Here is a 17,052-nt window from a genome sequence, read left to right on the forward strand (position 1 = left end):
GCGGGGTCGACGCCGGTGAGCAGCGGCCGGATGATCGCCTCATTCCATCCGTGTTCGAGGAGGGCTGTGCGCAGCTCGACGGACTAGGCGCGGAACTGGGCGCGGCCGACACCGCGCCACCGGAAGGTCGAGACATGGACGTGCCGGCCCTTCTGGGACCGGTCGAGCATGGTGAGAGCCTAGGTGCCGCCGGCAGCATTCAGCGCGTCGACCCTCAGCGAAGCATCCTGTTCAGTCGTCGATATCCGCGCGTAACCCAGAAGGTGCCCCACGCCCGCAATGTAGCGGTACTCATCTGTCGTACGACGAACGAGCGTCCCACTGCAATATGTTCTTGAGCGTGTTGATGCACAAACGATAGTCAGGCAGGCATCAGCCGAGGATTGCCAGGGCGCGGTGGATGCTGTCGATCGTGATGTCCGTTCCAACGGCGACGTCCTTGACCTCGCCGTCGATCTGGTAAGGGAGAGGCTTCAGGGTCGAGAAGCGGTACTGGCTGTAGCTGGGCTGGTCGCCCAGGCCCTTCGTGGAGGCACGCAGGGCGGTCAGGAGGATCCTCCACTTGGCCATGTGCGGGAAGGTGATGACCTCGAACTTCCCATCGGCGGGGTGGTCGTCGGCCTCGCTGAGGGTCGCGTACTTCGCCATCTGGGAGATGTTCGCGAACACGAGGCTGTCGAACTTCCTACGCTTGCCGTCACTTTGCCGGATCTCGAAGGGCTTGAACTTGCGGAAGGTCCTCACCACCGAGAACATCTCCTTCATCGCACCCTTGCTGCCCTTCTCAAGGTCGATCGCCATGATCGGTGTCAGGCCGAATCCGATGTAGGAGTGCGCGTACACGGGGTCCGCAGCGGGCACTGCGGCCGTTCCACCGATGCTGATGCGGAGCAGGTCGATCCTGCGCACATGGCCCTCGACGATCGCCTCGCCCAAGGGCTTGCGTCCCGTGACGCGACTGTGGTCGTTCGCGTTCCCGGCCGCCAGGACCGCACTCACGACGTCGTCCCGGCCACTGGCCATGACACCGTTGACCACCTCGTTGTACCCGCCGTCACCGCTGACCGACACGACCAGGGCGTTACCCGCCGATGCGGCCTCGCGGGCGAGGTCGATGGCGTGGCCGGCGTGCTCGGTTGGGGTCAGCCGGACATCGGTTCCAGGTAGCCGGGGAGCAAGCTCGTCGTGGAGTTCCTGAGCGAGGGTCGGGGCGTCGCCGGTGCTGTTGGGGTTGAAGATGATCGTGATCGCGTCGAACCTGCGGGGCCAGTCCGTTGATGTCATGTCCATGGCTGCTCTTTTCGGTGAGAGGGTTTTCTTCGTACATGCCGCGGCGTCGTGGAAGCCGACCACAGCCACTGGGCGGGGTGCGATCAGGCTACCGGCGGCTGAGGAACCGGGTGATGGCGGTTGCTACGGCGCCAGCGGCACTGTGGTGGGCGGCATGGGGTGCCCCCTCAATAGTGTCTGTTTCTCCGTGCTGCGCGGTGCGGGCGAGCCTGTCGGACCACGCGGCGCCGGCGACGACGTCGCGTGAACCGCGAAGGACGAGCACGGGCTGTCCGGCCAGGGGTAGCCGGTCTTCGAGCGGGTAGCTCATCGCGAGTTTCAGCTGTGCCAGGTACCAGCGCGGCCCGCACCGCAGGACGTCGAAGGACTGGACCATGCTCAGCAACGGTTTCTCAAGGATCGAGTTCACGCCGAGCCTGAGGGCCTGCTGGCGGGTGGTGCGGTGATCGACGTCGACGGCAGCACCGATGAGGACCAGGTGGGACACCAGGTCCGGGCGTTCGATGGCCAGTTCGGTGGCGCTTTGCACTCCCATGGAGTGACCGACCACGACGCAGGACGGTGCGGCGGCTTCATCGAGGAGTTTCCCGATCAGGTCCGCTGTGGCTTCATGGCTGGATGCCCGCTCCGGTCGTCCCGTCCACCCGTAGCCGGGAAGGTCGATGAGGTGCACGTCGCCGTAGGCGGACAGGACCGCGCCGAGGCGGCGGAAGTACCGGTGGGACATGCCGATCCCGTGAATGAGCACGAACACTGGCGCCGGTGCTCCGTCCTGGAGGTCGACCCGATCGACCTGACCAATACCGTCGGTACGGGCAGGGCGGCCGATCCGGCTGGTGCGGCCGGTGCTCGTGCCCTGGGCGATGAAGTAGGACCGGCATTGCCGGTCCCCCACGGTGATGCTCCTCAGCTCGAGCACCTCGGGATGCGCTTTCGGATCAGGAGGGTAGGACCTGAAGGATCGGGTGAAGTGGGCAGGCACCCGCTTCCCCCGCAGCGGTTCTGCCGGTCGCGGCAGGTCACCTGCCTGATCGTTTTCCTGCTCCTTCGCCTGCTTGGTGGTGTGCTCGTTGGAGTGCTCGTTCGTGTGTTTTTCCACCGCGGCGAGGATTGCTGCGGTGATTTCTCCTGCGCCTCCGCGGTGGGCGGCATGAGGCTGTCCCGGTATTTCCACGAGGTCCCCGTTCCGGGCGTTGCAGCTGAGTTTCTCGCACCAGTCGTGGCCGGAGATGATGTCGCGGGTGCCTCGGATGACCAGGACAGGGCAGCTCACCAGGGGCAGCCGGTTATCAAGGCGGTAACCGAGCATGACGGGCAGTTCCTGCAGATACCAGGGAATCCCGCACTGGGCGTAGGCGGTACCGACCATCAGATTCGTGACGGGCAGCTCCATCAGGGAGTCGGCGGCGAGCATGAGCGTGTGTTTCATCGGGGAGCGGTGCTCGACGTCGGTGACAGGGCCAATCAGCACGAGCTGGGACACGAGGTCGGGTCTGCTGATGGCCAACTCGGTCACGAACTGGGCGCCCATCGAGTGTCCGATGACGACACACCCGCTGGCTTCTTCCCCGTCCAGGGCCTGGGAAATCACCGCCGCGTAGTCGTGGACACTCATCCGGTGCCCCGGCCGGGGTGTGCCGCCGAAGCCGGGCAGGTCCAGGATGAGGGTGTCACCATGGTCGATGAGCTGTCGCTGCAGCTTGTCGTAGTAGCGGTGGGACATCCCGATTCCATGCACCATCACGAACAGGGGCCGGACACGTCCGGGCTCCGCCGCCCGGCGGGACAAATGCACCCGGCAGGACAGCTGCTCGGGTGCGCGATCAACCTCGAACACTGTCGTCGTCGTCTTCGCTCGGGTTTGCGGGGTCTGGGTATCAGTCATGGACTCTTACGGTTCGAGGTGCGAGATTCAGGATTCGGGGTGCCTGAGGGGTTCAGGGCCAGCGGAAGCGGTTGACCATGGGGCAGTCGAACGGGTCGCGGGCGGCGAGTCCCACGCGGTTGAGGTAGGACACCACGGCGCCGTACGACGCCGCGACGCCCACCTCGGTGTAGGGCACGCGCAGGCGTTCGCAGTGTTCCTTGACGATGACGGCGGCGCGGCGCAGGTGCGGGCGCGGCATGTCAGGGAAGAGGTGGTGCTCGATCTGGAAGTTCAGTCCACCGTACGCGTTGTTGACGAAGGATCCGCCGCGGATGTTGCGTGAGGTGAGCACCTGCTTCTGGAAGAAATCCAGCGTGCTGTCCTTCGGCACCACCGGCATGCCCTTGTGGTTGGGCGCGAAGCTCGCACCCATGTACACGCCGAAGACGGCGAGCTGGACGCCCAGAAAGGCGAAGGCCATGCCGACGGGGAGGAACCAGAAGAGGACGCCGAGGTAGGCACCGAACCGGGCGCCGAGGAGTGCGAGTTCGACCCACCGGCCCTTGATGGTGCGGCGGGCGAAGAGTGTGCTGATGGAGCGGGCGTGCAGGTTGATGCCCTCCATGGTGAGCAGCGGGAAGAAGAGGTAGCCCTGGCGGCGGGTGATCCAGGCCTGGATGCCCTTGGCCTTCGCGGCGTCCTCCTCGAGGAACGAGATGGTGTCCACCTCGATGTCCGGGTCCTTGCCGCGGGTGTTGGGGTCGTTGTGGTGGCGCGTGTGCTTATCCATCCACCACGCGTAGCTGATGCCGACGACGCCGGCGGCGAGGATTCGTCCGGACCAGTCGTTGGCCCCGCGGGTCCTGAAGATCTGGCGGTGGGAGGCCTCGTGGGCGAGGAACGCGACCTGCGTGAGCACGACGCCGAGCACGGCGGCGATGAGGAGCTGGAACCAGGTGTCCCCGAGGAGCGCGAACCCCGTCCACGCCGCGCCCATGGCGAGGGTCAGGAAAGCGAAGACCGAGACGTAGAAGCGCCGGCGGCGGTTCAGCAGGCCTTCCTTGCGCACCTGCTTCAGCAGCACGGAGTAGGAGGCGACGACGTCGTTCGGCTTGGAGGTGCGGACGGTGCGCGGGGTCGGTGCCTTTGCCTGCCCCGAAGCAGCAGGGACCGCAGCAAGATCTGAAACTGGGACGGCAGGGGTGGCGAGATCGCTCATGAGTGTCCTTGGTGCTGTCGGGACTGCTGGGGACTGCCGGGGAGTACCGGTATGGGTGCTGATTGAACGGGCTTGGGGCGGCTAGATTTCCCCGGGTACAAGTCATCCCCGTACCGAAGCGGGTGAGGCTTCAGTACGGGGATACGAGGGGGTGCTAGACGTTGTAGTACTCGCGGCTGCCGGACTTCGCCAGGCCACGGGCCACCATGTAACCGATGGTGAGGAACGTGATCAGTTCCATGCCCTGGTGAGCGTTGAACATGTCGATGCCGTCCTCGCCGTCGCCGTCACCGACAACCAGCGCGGTCACGACGGTCGCGATGACCATGGCGATATAGGCGAAGAACTCGGTGGTCTTCGTCGAGGCCTTCGTCTCGGTGGAGCGGCGAGTCTCAACCCGGTTGCCGGCGTCGGTGTGGTCGTTGTGGTCACTGTGGGCGTTGCTGTTAGCCAAGGTTTTCTCCTGAAAAATGTGGGGCCGAGATTCGGCGGTGAAGGCCCGAACCGGGCGACTTCATAAGTGTGAGCGGGAAGGTCGCGGTGTACTCCACAACTGCTCTACGCTGTAGACTCTACGGTGTAGGGGTAAGAATGGCAAGCAGGCTTACAAGCGCCCGACCGAGAGTGGTGTTCAGGATCGCCAAGGACCGGAACGATCGACCCAGTAATGCCCTGTCCGGCGAGGTGGTGGGCCAAGCAGCGGCTACGACACGACGGGGAAGCACGCGGGGTTCCCTGAATCGGGAGGTGGTCCTGCAGTCCGCCCTCGATCTCGTGGATGAGGACGGGCTCGACGCCCTGTCAATGCGACGCCTCGGTGCGAGGCTCGGTAAGGATCCGATGGCTCTCTACAGGTACGCGGCCAACCGGGACGCCCTTTTGGACGGGCTGACCGAGCTGCTGCTGGATCAATGGATGATTCCTGCACCCGATGCGACAACTAACGCCTGGCAGGACCAACTCCGTCTGGCAGCACACCGATTCCGTGAGTTGACCCTGCAGCATCCCAACCTCGTGCCGCTGCTGGTCACGCGCCCCCTGTCGACCCCCCTTGGGCTGCGCCCCCTCGGCGCGCTGCGACCGCTCGAAAGCATCCTCACCATCCTTCGAACGGCCGGTTTCGATCCCGCCGGGGCACTACATGCCTACCGCGCTTACTACGGATACCTCCTGGGTCACCTTCTCAACGAACTTGAAGAGTTCGTGGTCAACCCCGATGAGGACGAGGTTGGACTGCGCATGGGACTTCACCGACTTTCTAAAAAGGACTTCCCTCACCTGCGCGATCTGGCGGCACTCCTACTCAGCTACGACGGCAAAGCCGAACTCGACCAGGGCATTACCATCCTGCTCGAAGGCCTCGACGCCCAGCTTCGCTCCTCCCCCGCCTACTGACTAGTTCAGTCCAATCAGCTCCGAACGCGATGCTGCATCTGTGGCGCCATTGTCCTACGACCTAGATAGCAGCGGCTTCCTTACCTGCTGTGGCAACGGCGATCCTACGGAGATCATCTTCGGTCATGACGCGTGAACCCTCGTCTGTTGTACGTGATCTGACATTGGTTGAGTCAGCCAAGGGGTACGAAATAGCTTGACGCCCTGAGGGAGAGTCGTGTTGCCTATCCACCGCTTCGCGGTGCGCTTATCTGGTAGACGATGGCGGTCGCGACGTGCGTGAGCTTCACATGGGTGTCGTTGGACATTTTCTGCAGCCGGAGGAAGGCCTCTTCGCTGGTGCAGTGGTGCTCAGCCATGAGGTAGGCCCCGTGGTGAGCTGTAATCGAGCAGATCACGGGCGTCCCGCAGCGCTAGCAATAGATGATGGCGAACTCCAACCTCACAATGTGAATGTCCGCGTCGCGCCGGATTGAGCACGTTCAAGCTCTGTCCGAGTAGCCCTCGAACCCATGTGTGGGCCACGCCATGGTTCGAACGCAGAATCTAGAGGGTGAGTGTGCGGTTCAGGACCGCTTCAGCCGTCTCGCGGAGGCTTGTGTGGTTGGACCGGGCGTGGGCACGCAGTCGCTGGAAGGCTTCGGTCGTGGTGACATTCGAAACATGAGCGATGACGCCTTTGGCCTGCTCGACCAGGATCCGGCTGTTCAGTGCTCGTTGCAGTTGGTCGTTGACGACGGCGGATTCGCGGATAGTACGCTCCTGCAGGATGCTGACCGTGGATACGTCCGCCAGTGCCTGCCCGATCGCGACGTCCTCGTCATTGAGTTCACCGGTATCGGTCCGGAACAGGTTCATTGCACCGATGGTTTTGCCCCGGACGCGCATCGGGAAGGCGTGCACCGACTGAAAACCCTGGGCTGCGGCCGCGTCCTTGAACTCCGGCCACCGATCTCCGGTCCCCGCGATGTCGCGGATGGTGACCGGAACACCGGTAGCGTAGCACTCCACGCAGGGCCCGGCCCCTGTTTCCTGCTGCAGGACTTCCACCAGATGGCTTTCCTCACTGGTGGAGGCCAGGACCTGCAGCACACCGTCCGGACCGGCCAGCATCAACCCGGCAGCGGTAGCATCAAGCAGGTCCACGCATTCATCCACCAGCGTGTGCAGCAGATCCAGCACGTCGTACTTGTCGACGAGGGTGTCCGCGATCCTCACGAAGGCGGCGCTGACCCGGCCTGCGCGAGTGGTGGATTCCATGAAGCTCACTGTAGGCCTCTTTTCACCGGTTTATCGGTTCGAGGGCGGCGTGAAGTCCAGGCGCCTGTCGAGTACCTCGCCGGAGGTCTCCCGCACGGTCTGCCCGTTCGCGAACGCGTGCCCGCGCAGCAGCAATAGCGCGTCCCTGGCCGTCCCCCCGGTCTGGGCGAGCACCATGCCCGTCGCCTGGTGGATTTCCCGGCGCGACGGAGACAGTCCACCATCAGGACTGTCGCCGTTGTCCGGGGCGAGGACCCGGCGCAGCAGGCCCCACGCCGCCCCGTCCGCCAGGGCGCGTGCCGTGACCAGCCCGGTCTCGTCCAACTCCCCCGGGGTCGTCCTGTAGAGCTCGACGACCCCGATGTCCATGGCACCGACGACCAGGGGGAACACGAAGAGGGCCTGCACCTCGGTCTCCACCAGCGCTTTGCCGAAAACCGGCCACTTCTCATGCGGCATCGACCGCACATAGGGAAGGAGGACCGGCATCCGGGAACGGGCAGCTTCCCACCGCGGGCCTTCCCCAAGATCGAATTGAAGCTCATCAAGCCTGGCGGCGAGTTTGTCGCTGGCACCCAGCCTGGTCTCCTGCAAGGACCCACTGAACGCCGACAGGGCGGCCCCTGTCACCGGCACCGCTTCGATGAACGACGCGCACAACGCCGAACACAGCTCATCCAACCCGGGCAGATCCTGTCCCGTCACCAGCGGCCCCCGCAGTCGCGGGTGCCAGGGGCGTAGAACCGGTCCAGCATTTCCTCGCCCTTTCTCAGGGAACATCTTGATTCAACGGAGGAGTATGCGGACCCATAGGAGGTTCGGTGACTCTCTGATAGAAGTCTAGACACCGACCGGAGCGTCGTCAGGTCGACGGGCAACTGCTCACAGGAGAAAGATTCTTTTGCTCCTCCCTTCCCACCCCCAGGCATCCCCTGAGGTGTCCCTGAGGTGCTGCAGCACTGACTCTTCGCTCTGGAGCACGAACCACGGCCTTTATGTGGTGTCAGCCCGCCTTGACTCTGGTTCGTCGAACCCTGGGTAGCGCGGTGGGAGTGGGGAGCTGGCCTATAGGACGACTGTCCGGTCAATGACGTCTCGTGCGGCGCCGTCGAGGGTGTGCTGGTTGGATCGGGCATGGTGCCGCAGCCGGCGGAAGGCTTCGTCCATTCCGACGGTGGAGGTCTGGGCGATGACGCCTTTGGCTTGCTCGATCAGGACTCTGCTGTTCAGCGCGCGCTGTAGTTGCTCGTTGACGATCTGGGATTCCCGGATGGTGCGTTCCTGCAGCAGACTGATGGTCGCCACCGACGCGAGGGCCTGGGCGATCATGGCGTCTTCCTGGGCAAGATCCCCGGCTGTGGAACCGAACAGGCCCATGGCACCGATGATCCTGTCGTGAATACGCAGAGGTACAACATGTACGGAGATGAAACCTTGATCCAGGGCGGCCCGACGGAAGGCCGGCCACTTATCCATGGTGGTGAGGTCCGCGATGGTCGTGACGATTCCGGAGTGGTAGCTCTCGATGCAGGGGCCTTCACCTGCTTGTAGTTGCAGGATCTCGACGAGTTCGGCTTGTTCGCTCGTTGACGCCACGACCTGCAGGTCACCGGTAGGGCTGGCAAGGAGGAGGCCCACCTGATCCACCTGGAGAAGTTTCACGCACTCCTCTACCAGGGTGTGCAGGAGGTCAAGGACGTCGTAATCGGCGACGAGCGTATCGGCGAGCTTCACGAATGCTGCGCTGACCTGTTCGGGTCGTGACCGGGTCACCATGATGCCGCCCTTCGGGATTGCTTCGTATCGGCGCCCTGGCGGCGGGGATCATGAAGTACGTTCATCAGTCTTCCTCATGACCGGCGTGATCCGATACCGAATCAGGATCAGTACCATTAGGCGAGCTCCACGATGTGTCGAAGCCCGAGTTCTCATCAGGAGTGAACGTGATACGCCTATTGACGACGGCTTGCGCTGCGTCCTTGAGCGGAATCCCATAAGCGAATGCGTGGGCGCGAAGGAGCAACAGAGCGTCGGCGGCGGACACATCAGCTTGCACGAGGACCATACCCGTCGCCTGATGTATCTCGCGGCGCTCCAATGGCTCACCCTCGAGTGAAGGCTTCAATCCTGGATGGCGTTGCTGGTCGAGGATCAGGTGCAGGAGGGCCAAGGACGTCGTGGCCGCCAACCTCTGAGCATGCGCGAGCTGGGCTGGACTGAGCGGCCCTGGCTTACGACAGTGCAACTCGATGACGCCGACGTCGACCGCGCCCACCGTGAGCGGTAGGACCACCAGTGCTGCCGCACCGGTTTCGGCAAGACCTGCGCCCAGTGCCGGCCATATCAGGTGAGCTGCACCTGTATCGGTTACGGTCACGGGGAGTCGGGTGCGGACCGCATCCCAGCGCGGTCCTTCCCCGACGGTGAACTGCGCTTCATCCAGCGCCACAGCAACGTCATCGGTCGCCGTGATGCGGGTTTCATTGCCTGTTCCCGCAAAGATTGAGATCGCAGCCCCGTTAACGGGAAGCTCGTTGAGATAGACCGCGCACAACTCGTCGCTCGGCGAAGGGGTGTCGGGTGAGGGTACGGGTGAGGGTTTTGTCATGGGTCTCGGATCGTTGGCTGCGGCCCTACGGCGGGGGCACTGATGCACGAGCAGCCCTTCAACAATCCGCCGACGATTCCTGAATATCACGAGGTACTTGACTCAACCATAGCCCGTACCCCTCGGAGAAGGACTTGCTCATCGCGGTCGTCCTACTCCCTGTCAAGCAGGAGCATTCCCTCCAGCAGGAGAAACTGAGCAGGGTCTGTCGAGTTGACGGGCGGGCTGCTATGTCGCACTGTTGAACCAGCACCCCAGACCCCGGTGGCATGGCAATTTTCTCTGCCGCCGAGGAGTCTCACGATGGTGCACCCACCAGCACACCGCTACTTTTTACCCCTGTCAGCTTCCCAGCCTGACCTTCGGAGCAGGACTCCTGACGCCCACATGCACACTCTAGGTGCTGACCTTGCAGCACGGTTGCTTGATCTCGTCCTCCGCGATGAGGACCTCGCAACGTTCTGTGCCGGCGTCGTTTCACTAGGCAGCCAGCACTTCTCGGTGGGCACCGACACGGTCTGTGTTCTCACCCTCGAGCATGTTCAGGGCGGTCACGTCGTCACGACCACCAGCCGGACCTCCAGTTCAACTACCAGCAGCCCTTTCACGTGTACGAAGGACGGTCCTGACCGTCGGCCGATTCATTTCGTCCGCGATTCAGCACTTATCGTCATACCGCTGGATGTGGGTGACGCAACCGATGTGACCTTGTCGTTCCAGGCACAGAACGGCGTCGTCTTCACCGGCGAGAATGAGGACGAAGCGCAGGCGTTTGCGCGGGCGGCATCGCGGGCTCTTCGACTCGTGTTTCAGCGATCCGCCGCTGTGGACAGGCAGCTTCATCTTGAAGCGGCGTTGCGTTCACGGACCGTCATCAACCTCGCAGTGGGCATGGTGATGGCCCAGAACAGGTGCACACAAGCGCAGGCCATCGCCATCCTCAAACGGGCCTCCAATACGAGGCAGTTGAAGCTCCACACGACCGCGGAACATGTTGTCGGCACGTGTGATCCGAATCCGCCTGATACCCACTTCGAGAATTAGCGACACGACGAACAACCGAGTAGGGCCAACTACGACAAAGAGCAGTCCGCAGCACCGACAAAGCCAGCTTCCATCGCCAACTTCCACTACTTAATTCCGCCGCTGTTCAGGAGATTCCTATGGTGACACCACCGCGTCCCTCATCCGAGCTTTACACCATCTTTGGTCGCACAAATGGCCATCTGCTGACGGAGGAGACTGCTCATAGCGCCGTCGACAGTCTCGCTGAGGTCGCCGCGGACATCATCAGTGCTGCCTACGGCGCCGGTGTCAGCCTCATCGACACTGACGGTCAACGCTTGAGCGTCGGAGCCACCAGCGACGGGGTACTGACGGCCGATGATCTGCAGTATCAACTCGGTGGAGGACCATGCTTGAGTGCTTGGTCCACAGGCACCCCTGTCTACATCACCGATACACACACCGACAAGCGATGGCAGCCATGGACAACGGCCGCAGCTCAAGCCGGCATCCGGTCCTGCCTCTCCGTTCCCCTGTTGAAGAAACCCGCGGCGTTAGGAGCGATGAAGGTCTACTCCGACAGCCCAAATGCCTTCTCAGATGAGGACCGGAAGCTACTGATGAAGCTGGCCCACTCCGCGGCCGCACTCCTTGGGCATGTGCAGGCCAGCGACATGCCTCAACGCATCAGTAACGACGTCAAAACCTCACTCGTACGACGGGACGCTGTCGGTGTCGCCCGCGGCATCCTCATGGAACGCCACGACATCGGAGTGCAGGAAGCCATGGAAAAACTGTTCGACATGGCTGGCCAGGACGGAACCACTATCGGCGATCAAGCCCGCATCATCGCGAACCGTGGAAACCATGCCAGCAGTGCGCAGTGACAGGTGAACTGCCAGCAGAGGACCAGCGGCAGTCAACGCTCTACGCTCTCCACGCCGCGAGTCTCACACTGCAGCAGGTATGGATCCACTACTTCTCGATCAGTGGAGACGCCGACGAGCTCGAACTCGACGCCTACCTCCATGGACTCATCGTCTTACCCCCATTGGACAGGGACCTGGTCTCGCACGCCGTCAACGAACTTATCGCTCAAGTAGCTCCACCACCCCGTGCCCCCTACAGCGATTCACTGTGATCCGAACCCATCGCTCACGCCACCCCGCCTCAACCCGTGATGCGAGCCGCGCCTCGTGTGGGCGCCTCCTGTAGGTGCGAGACTGTTTTTCGTCATCACCAGGTACCACCTGACGCTGCGTAACGAACAGGCAGCCAGATTATGGGCTCAGCGGTCTACCTTGAATGCGGTGTTGTTCCGCTCTTGTTCCCCATACTTTCACCGGGATCCGTCAGGGATCATTTCATGGCTGTAGGGGGCGCGGAGGCGAGCCGGTAGTTGGTCGATAAGCTCGTTGACGGCGTATGACAGGATGTCGGCTTGGTCATCAGGGAGAAAGACGAGCCCCTCCAAATGAGCATCCAGCTCGAGCTCATCGGCTGTACCAGTGCACTCGAAGTACCGAATCCACACTTCCAGAAAATCCAGGTTTGCCGTCGATACAGCCAGCACTGTTGACCGACGCTGCTGATCAGCTGTCCATCTAGGCTTCAACACTGCCCCAGGATCTGTTCATACCGGGGGCAGTGTTGCCTGGTATCGGCGCAACCCAGATGACCGAAAGCAGATTACAACGGTTGTCTGCAGGACTGTTCATCGGCGTCCGGGTTTGATGGGGAGTTCGCCGCTGGTGATGAGGTCGTAGGCGACGTCGACGACCCTGGTGTGGGTGCGCTGGCTGGCCAGGGACAGCACCATGAACGCTTCAGCCCCAGTGATCTTGTGCCGTTCCATGAGAATACCTTTGGCCTGGCCGATGGCGTCTCGTGAATCGATGGCCTCCTTGAGGTGCCGGTTCTTCTCCGCCCCTGCAAAGGCCACTGCGGCGTGAGAGGCAACCAGCAACCCAATGTTCTCCGATTCATCGGTGAAAGCGTTGGCTTCACGGGAGTACAGATTCAGGGCGCCGAGGTCATCGCCTTCAACCCACAGCTGGATCGATAGCATCCCCTGCGCGCCTGCCTCTGTGGCGCGTTGGGCGAAAAGCGGCCACCGCTGCTCGACACTCATATCAGGAACACGGACGGTGCTGTGCTCGTAGGCCGCTTCCAGGCACGGACCCTCATTGGTCTCCATTTGCAGCGCATCAATACGCTCGGGCAAATCCCCCGAAGGAGCCTTGGATCCGACGTTCTTCCGGCCCAGGACGACACTGACAGACCCCTCGTCCGCTCCCGGAATCAGGTCCAGGGCGGCGTGAACGAAACCGGCAAGAACAGCATCCGCGTCAGGGGCCTGCTGCAGCGACCGGGCGAGCTCCGCGAGCTGCGTCGCCAGATCCCGGGCCCGCTCCTGCCCATCATGATGGATAGATGGCATGCCCCTTGCCACACCTGGGTCCTCACTCATGGTCTTCGCACCCCACCTTTCGATTGTCTCGATCTTGAGTTTCAGTCTTGGCATAAGCTCAGCCGGCTGGCCCCATCCCATACTTCCAGCCCATCTCACACTTCAGTTCCGTCCCATCTCACACTTCGCCGCATAAATCATCAGGAGAGGATCGGTCACTCCCCCGACCGGATACCCGTTCACTGGAAGAAGTCCTTGGGTCAAGCAGCCGGCACTAAGGACGGCAGGGGTGCAGGGCCCCACCGCTCTGCACCCCTGTTCAACACCCTCGTTTCGCGCCCTCAGCACTACTCTCGCAGGCCCCAAAATCCAGGGCCTCCGCGGCCCGGCTTCCTCATCACATCTGCCGCGTCGCGCCACGAGCAGAGCCATCAAAAGTTACCCAACTGACCGTGTGACGAGCCGACCGGTTGGCTGGCTGCACCTGGTAGCTAAAGAGACGATTTGCACGCTGGTCTAGGAATCGTCTAGATTCTCTCACGGCTAAACAGATGCCTGACGAAAACTCGTTACGTGAGGTGTCTGCAATGTCCACCACCCCTTTCGGATCTGTCCTCGGCCGTTCAGTACGGTCCCTCGGCCGACTAGGGACGGCCGAAACGGTCACAGATGATCCTGGCTACGGCCAGAACGCTGCCCGAACGATACCGGTAGAGCTTTCAACCATGTCGACGCGTCAGCTACGCGCACTGTCCAATGCCCTCTATCGCGACCTGGACACCACAGCTCCACCCTTTGAGACCTATGCGCATTACCAGGACGTATCCGAGGAACTCACACTCCGCGAGACACAGGTAGCCCAGCACATCGGCGCCGGCAGGACGACATCGTTCAGGGACAATCCGCTGCGATCACGCTTCGAGCTCTTCAGCGACGGTGACCTCGTCGGCACCATCACCTACACGCTACGAGCAGGCCACCTGACCTTGCAGGAAACCCTCGTCACCGAAGACACCTACCAAGCCGAACTGGCAGCTGATCTCATCCGCCGCGCCCTGCTCAACGCACACCGGCGCCGCCTTGCCATCAGCCCATACTGTCTGCAGACCCAACAGTTCTTGCATGACCACCCCCACTTCCGGTCACTCGTCTCCAAAGACTGACACCACTCGGCCAAGCGCTCTAACCCCGCCAAAACTTCGGGCCGCCGGCGCTTCGCCTCAGGCAACGATCACCGTTGCGGTGGCAGCTTTCCCGGTGATCCACGCAGGACTCTGGTTATGACGAAGGCTCGCCCATCGCGGCGAGCCTTCGTCATGTCCAAGCACCGAAACGGGCCCAGCGCTCCATGGCACTAGTCAGCGTTGAACTAACTGCTCAGTGCTGCTTCGTGCTGCTCAGTGCTGATCGGAATTAGTGTCCGGGGCCGTTCGCGTCGTTGACGCGGCTCGCGCCGGCGGTACGGACGTGATCGACGTGTTCCTTCTTGTTTCGCTTCAGGAGACCGGCCAGACCGAGAAGGCCGAGAAGACCCCACAGGCCGGCGTCACCGCTGTCGTCGGTTTCCTGGGTCTGCTCGGTAGCAGGGGCGGTTTCTTCCGCGGCTGTGGCAGGGGCTGCCACGCCCATCAGGACGGCGAAGGACAGGGCTGCAGTGGCTGCGCTCTTGCGAATTATTGCTTCTCCTTGAGACTCGGGAAGGACCCCCTTACGGAGGACCAACTAGTAAGCCTACTTCCTAACTCCGGGTTCCGTGGGATGCGCCATCACATGGTGCGGTTGAAAAGTCCGCTGCAGGTCCCCATTGACCACTGTCGCTCACGCCTCGATATCCGGCGCTTCCACCATGTCATGAAAACCTAAAGCTTTGTAAGACAGCTGAAACATACAAAAATCGCGCCACCACTCCTCCGGGATTCCGGACCTCACACACCGTTATCTGACAGTCCCGATGAGACTGCAACAGCGGTCTCCACTTACGTTGACATTCTCAGGTTTCTGCGTGATCAGCGTCAGAGGGTCTTGAAAAGATCAAGTACGGGCCGTCGCGAGCAGACCACGCGGGTCACTGCTTCACTGAGGTGACCCGAGAATTGGTGACGGGGTGACCGGAACCTCACCACCCGGGTTCTACCCAGCCACAGGAAGGTGACATGAGCGAGGACCGCAGACGGGAACTGGGCGCATCGAACGCCCCAGTCGAGGACGAACTCAAGGAGTCCTTCGACAAAACGATCGAAGAAGGAGCCGAGAGACTTCACCGCACCACGAGGAACATCCTTGTGACCGGCGTCTTTGGAGGATTCGAGATCGGCCTAGGCATCATGGCCTACCTCGCCGTCATGCATGAGACCGGCAACCACCTGCTCGCAGGCCTCGCGTTCAGCGTCGGCCTGGTCGCACTCCTCCTTGCCCACAGCGAGCTGTTCACCGAGAACTTCCTCATGCCCGTCGCCGCCGTCGTCGCCAAAGAGGGAAGCATCGCGCAACTGGGAAAGCTATGGGCAGGCACCCTGGTGGCAAACCTTGCTGGTGGGTGGGTTTTCGTCTGGATCGTCATGCAGGCCTTCCCGCAGTGGACCGACACCGTCAGTGAGAGTGCCCACCACTATGTAGATGCGCCCTTCTCCCTGCAAACCGTTGCCCTCGCAGTCCTCGGGGGAAGCACCATCACCCTCATGAGCCGCATGCAGCAAGGCACCAACAACGATGTTGCCCGAATCGTCGCCACCATCATCGGCGGCTTCCTCCTGGCCGGACTCCAGCTGTTCCACTCCATCCTCGACTCGCTGCTCATCTTCGCCGCCATCCACTCCGGCTCCGACATCAGCTACGGGCAGTGGCTCGCCTGGTTCGGGTACACCCTGCTCTTCAACATGCTCGGCGGACTGGTCCTGGTCACCCTCCTGCGGCTCGTACGCACCAAGGAACTCCTTGAGAAACGCCGGCACGAAGCCCCTGACAACCCGGAAGCGCCCCACGACCGATAACTGGACCTGAGGCCGGCATCTCTACAACCTCACTGAAGGTAGGTGTCACCGAAAGATGGGCATCTCCCAGTGCGGCACCTGATGGGGACGACGGTCAACCCAACTAGGGCTACTCCCGATGATGCCGTCGAGCTGCTGATGCGCTGTCGCTTCCAGACCTCAATTCAGGTCAGCGATCGACGCAACGGCTCGGAAATCCCCCCAATGCGTTGGCAAAAGCGATGCGTACAGCGTCTGCCTCGTACCCTTTCGGAGGATGGATGACTTTGACAGCCCGGGTGGCACCACGGGCGGCACGTCAAGGCACGATGCATAGTTGCAGTTCGACGCGTTGGTCGCCGTCGACGTTCGTGAGCGAGAAAAATTCATTGATGCGATGAGGATGAGACCTGCGACCAATTTACCCGGCGTAATTAAGCTGTTCGAGGACGCCCACGAGAGAGACAGTGTCGTCGTGTGGCGCGCAGTGCGCCCGGCCCCTTCTTAACTACTGACTTGCCGTCATGGGCGAAAGTACGCTCAGACTCCGGTTGCCGGTTCCGGTTCCGGTTCCGGGGAACTTCATGTGATCTTGATGGGGCGTACGGGGAGGCGACTCATCATTGGGACGCATACTGGGGTTACCCCTGAAGATGTCCCAGCGGATCCGTTCGCGGGGACTCAGCCGGAATACACCGACGAGCCTCGTGCACGAACGTGGGAGTCCCTTCGGTCGTCAAGCAGTCGGCTACCGGAGGGAAACTATTTGGAGTGCAAACCCCTTTGAAAGGGAACCGGTAGGCGCGTGTCTCGCCCGCACCGCCCAGAAGGCCACCGACGATATTAGCGCGGCGACGATCCCACCTAATCCTCGAAGAACCTCACCCGGACTCAGCGAGCCACTTCCACAGCGCGTTCAGGACCGTTCATCGCTGCGATCGTCAAGACACGAACAAGCCTCGGCCTATTCGTCCGGTGTTCTGGGCGCACGGGACTGTCCGATAAACGGTGTGTGGGGCCGGCGTTTCA

17 protein-coding genes are annotated in these 17,052 nt (G+C 62.3%); 6 read left to right on the forward strand and 11 right to left on the reverse strand.

The features are described 5' to 3' along the window. Positions 1–372: 372 nt before the first annotated feature. From AC4D2C_RS18015 to AC4D2C_RS18030, 4 genes are all read right to left on the reverse strand, one after another. Positions 373–1,290: a diacylglycerol/lipid kinase family protein gene (locus tag AC4D2C_RS18015; protein ID WP_490916188.1), complete on the reverse strand. Its 918-nt coding sequence runs from the start codon at positions 1,288–1,290 to the stop codon at positions 373–375. Positions 1,291–1,378: 88 nt separating this feature from the next. Further along, positions 1,379–3,175, reverse strand: coding sequence for an alpha/beta fold hydrolase (locus AC4D2C_RS18020; RefSeq protein ID WP_490916189.1), 1,797 nt, complete (start codon positions 3,173–3,175; stop codon positions 1,379–1,381). Between the two features lie 52 nt (positions 3,176–3,227). Next, the gene (locus AC4D2C_RS18025) at positions 3,228–4,376 is read right to left on the reverse strand and encodes a fatty acid desaturase family protein (protein WP_490916190.1); all 1,149 of its coding nucleotides are present in this window, start codon (positions 4,374–4,376) and stop codon (positions 3,228–3,230) included. Positions 4,377–4,530: 154 nt separating this feature from the next. Beyond that, on the reverse strand, positions 4,531–4,830 hold the full coding sequence (locus tag AC4D2C_RS18030) for a hypothetical protein (protein ID WP_490916191.1): 300 nt from the start codon (positions 4,828–4,830) through the stop codon (positions 4,531–4,533). A 293-nt stretch (positions 4,831–5,123) separates the two neighbouring features. Between AC4D2C_RS18030 and AC4D2C_RS18035 the strand changes: the two genes are divergently transcribed. After that, entirely contained in the window at positions 5,124–5,771 is a 648-nt protein-coding gene (locus AC4D2C_RS18035; protein WP_490916192.1) for a TetR/AcrR family transcriptional regulator C-terminal domain-containing protein, read from the forward strand. A 224-nt stretch (positions 5,772–5,995) separates the two neighbouring features. On the opposite strand, the gene AC4D2C_RS18040 is transcribed toward AC4D2C_RS18035, so the two are convergent. From AC4D2C_RS18040 to AC4D2C_RS18060, 5 genes are all read right to left on the reverse strand, one after another. Continuing rightward, entirely contained in the window at positions 5,996–6,130 is a 135-nt protein-coding gene (locus tag AC4D2C_RS18040; protein WP_490916193.1) for an ANTAR domain-containing protein, read from the reverse strand. Between the two features lie 187 nt (positions 6,131–6,317). After that, entirely contained in the window at positions 6,318–7,031 is a 714-nt protein-coding gene (locus tag AC4D2C_RS18045) for a GAF and ANTAR domain-containing protein (protein WP_490916194.1), read from the reverse strand. A 30-nt stretch (positions 7,032–7,061) separates the two neighbouring features. Further along, the gene (locus tag AC4D2C_RS18050; protein WP_490916195.1) at positions 7,062–7,811 is read right to left on the reverse strand and encodes a GAF and ANTAR domain-containing protein; all 750 of its coding nucleotides are present in this window, start codon (positions 7,809–7,811) and stop codon (positions 7,062–7,064) included. A 285-nt stretch (positions 7,812–8,096) separates the two neighbouring features. Then, on the reverse strand, positions 8,097–8,807 hold the full coding sequence (locus AC4D2C_RS18055; RefSeq protein WP_490916196.1) for an ANTAR domain-containing protein: 711 nt from the start codon (positions 8,805–8,807) through the stop codon (positions 8,097–8,099). A gap of 64 nt (positions 8,808–8,871) precedes the next feature. Continuing rightward, complete coding sequence (locus AC4D2C_RS18060) at positions 8,872–9,639, reverse strand: GAF domain-containing protein (RefSeq protein ID WP_490916197.1); 768 nt, start codon at positions 9,637–9,639, stop codon at positions 8,872–8,874. 420 nt (positions 9,640–10,059) lie between these two features. Here AC4D2C_RS18060 and AC4D2C_RS18065 point away from each other — a divergent pair, with 420 nt between their 5' ends. The 3 genes from AC4D2C_RS18065 (at position 10,060) to AC4D2C_RS18075 (ending at position 11,785) form a co-directional block, all read left to right on the forward strand. Further along, positions 10,060–10,683 (forward strand): ANTAR domain-containing protein, encoded by a 624-nt coding sequence (locus AC4D2C_RS18065; protein WP_490916198.1) that lies wholly within the window; start codon positions 10,060–10,062, stop codon positions 10,681–10,683. 119 nt (positions 10,684–10,802) lie between these two features. After that, the gene (locus AC4D2C_RS18070; RefSeq protein WP_490916199.1) at positions 10,803–11,531 is read left to right on the forward strand and encodes a GAF domain-containing protein; all 729 of its coding nucleotides are present in this window, start codon (positions 10,803–10,805) and stop codon (positions 11,529–11,531) included. Next, positions 11,528–11,785 carry a hypothetical protein gene (locus tag AC4D2C_RS18075; RefSeq protein WP_490916200.1) on the forward strand — a complete coding sequence of 86 codons (258 nt, stop codon included), beginning with the start codon at positions 11,528–11,530 and terminating at the stop codon, positions 11,783–11,785. The genes AC4D2C_RS18070 and AC4D2C_RS18075 overlap by 4 nt, the downstream gene beginning before the upstream one ends. A gap of 573 nt (positions 11,786–12,358) precedes the next feature. On the opposite strand, the gene AC4D2C_RS18080 is transcribed toward AC4D2C_RS18075, so the two are convergent. After that, on the reverse strand, positions 12,359–13,114 hold the full coding sequence (locus AC4D2C_RS18080; RefSeq protein ID WP_490916201.1) for an ANTAR domain-containing protein: 756 nt from the start codon (positions 13,112–13,114) through the stop codon (positions 12,359–12,361). A 527-nt stretch (positions 13,115–13,641) separates the two neighbouring features. On the opposite strand from AC4D2C_RS18080, the gene AC4D2C_RS18085 reads away from it, so the two are divergent. Continuing rightward, complete coding sequence (locus AC4D2C_RS18085; protein ID WP_490916202.1) at positions 13,642–14,217, forward strand: GNAT family N-acetyltransferase; 576 nt, start codon at positions 13,642–13,644, stop codon at positions 14,215–14,217. 250 nt (positions 14,218–14,467) lie between these two features. Here the strand turns inward: AC4D2C_RS18085 and AC4D2C_RS18090 are convergent, their stop codons facing one another. After that, positions 14,468–14,776 carry a WGxxGxxG family protein gene (locus AC4D2C_RS18090; RefSeq protein ID WP_490916204.1) on the reverse strand — a complete coding sequence of 103 codons (309 nt, stop codon included), beginning with the start codon at positions 14,774–14,776 and terminating at the stop codon, positions 14,468–14,470. Positions 14,777–15,207: 431 nt separating this feature from the next. Between AC4D2C_RS18090 and AC4D2C_RS18095 the strand changes: the two genes are divergently transcribed. Then, positions 15,208–16,044 (forward strand): formate/nitrite transporter family protein, encoded by an 837-nt coding sequence (locus AC4D2C_RS18095; protein WP_490916205.1) that lies wholly within the window; start codon positions 15,208–15,210, stop codon positions 16,042–16,044. Positions 16,045–17,052: the final 1,008 nt, after the last annotated feature.

The organism is Arthrobacter sp. TJ-240 (assembly GCF_058269195.1).

Coding starts and splice junctions, on each gene's coding strand:
- AC4D2C_RS18095 (WP_490916205.1), top strand. CDS start 15,208: ATGAGCGAGGACCGCAGACGGGAACTGGGCGCATCGAACGCCCCAGTC.
- AC4D2C_RS18015 (WP_490916188.1), bottom strand. CDS start 1,290: ATGGACATGACATCAACGGACTGGCCCCGCAGGTTCGACGCGATCACG.
- AC4D2C_RS18055 (WP_490916196.1), bottom strand. CDS start 8,807: ATGGTGACCCGGTCACGACCCGAACAGGTCAGCGCAGCATTCGTGAAG.
- AC4D2C_RS18060 (WP_490916197.1), bottom strand. CDS start 9,639: ATGACAAAACCCTCACCCGTACCCTCACCCGACACCCCTTCGCCGAGC.
- AC4D2C_RS18070 (WP_490916199.1), top strand. CDS start 10,803: ATGGTGACACCACCGCGTCCCTCATCCGAGCTTTACACCATCTTTGGT.
- AC4D2C_RS18040 (WP_490916193.1), bottom strand. CDS start 6,130: ATGGCTGAGCACCACTGCACCAGCGAAGAGGCCTTCCTCCGGCTGCAG.
- AC4D2C_RS18045 (WP_490916194.1), bottom strand. CDS start 7,031: ATGGAATCCACCACTCGCGCAGGCCGGGTCAGCGCCGCCTTCGTGAGG.
- AC4D2C_RS18020 (WP_490916189.1), bottom strand. CDS start 3,175: ATGACTGATACCCAGACCCCGCAAACCCGAGCGAAGACGACGACGACA.
- AC4D2C_RS18085 (WP_490916202.1), top strand. CDS start 13,642: ATGTCCACCACCCCTTTCGGATCTGTCCTCGGCCGTTCAGTACGGTCC.
- AC4D2C_RS18025 (WP_490916190.1), bottom strand. CDS start 4,376: ATGAGCGATCTCGCCACCCCTGCCGTCCCAGTTTCAGATCTTGCTGCG.
- AC4D2C_RS18080 (WP_490916201.1), bottom strand. CDS start 13,114: ATGAGTGAGGACCCAGGTGTGGCAAGGGGCATGCCATCTATCCATCAT.
- AC4D2C_RS18050 (WP_490916195.1), bottom strand. CDS start 7,811: ATGTTCCCTGAGAAAGGGCGAGGAAATGCTGGACCGGTTCTACGCCCC.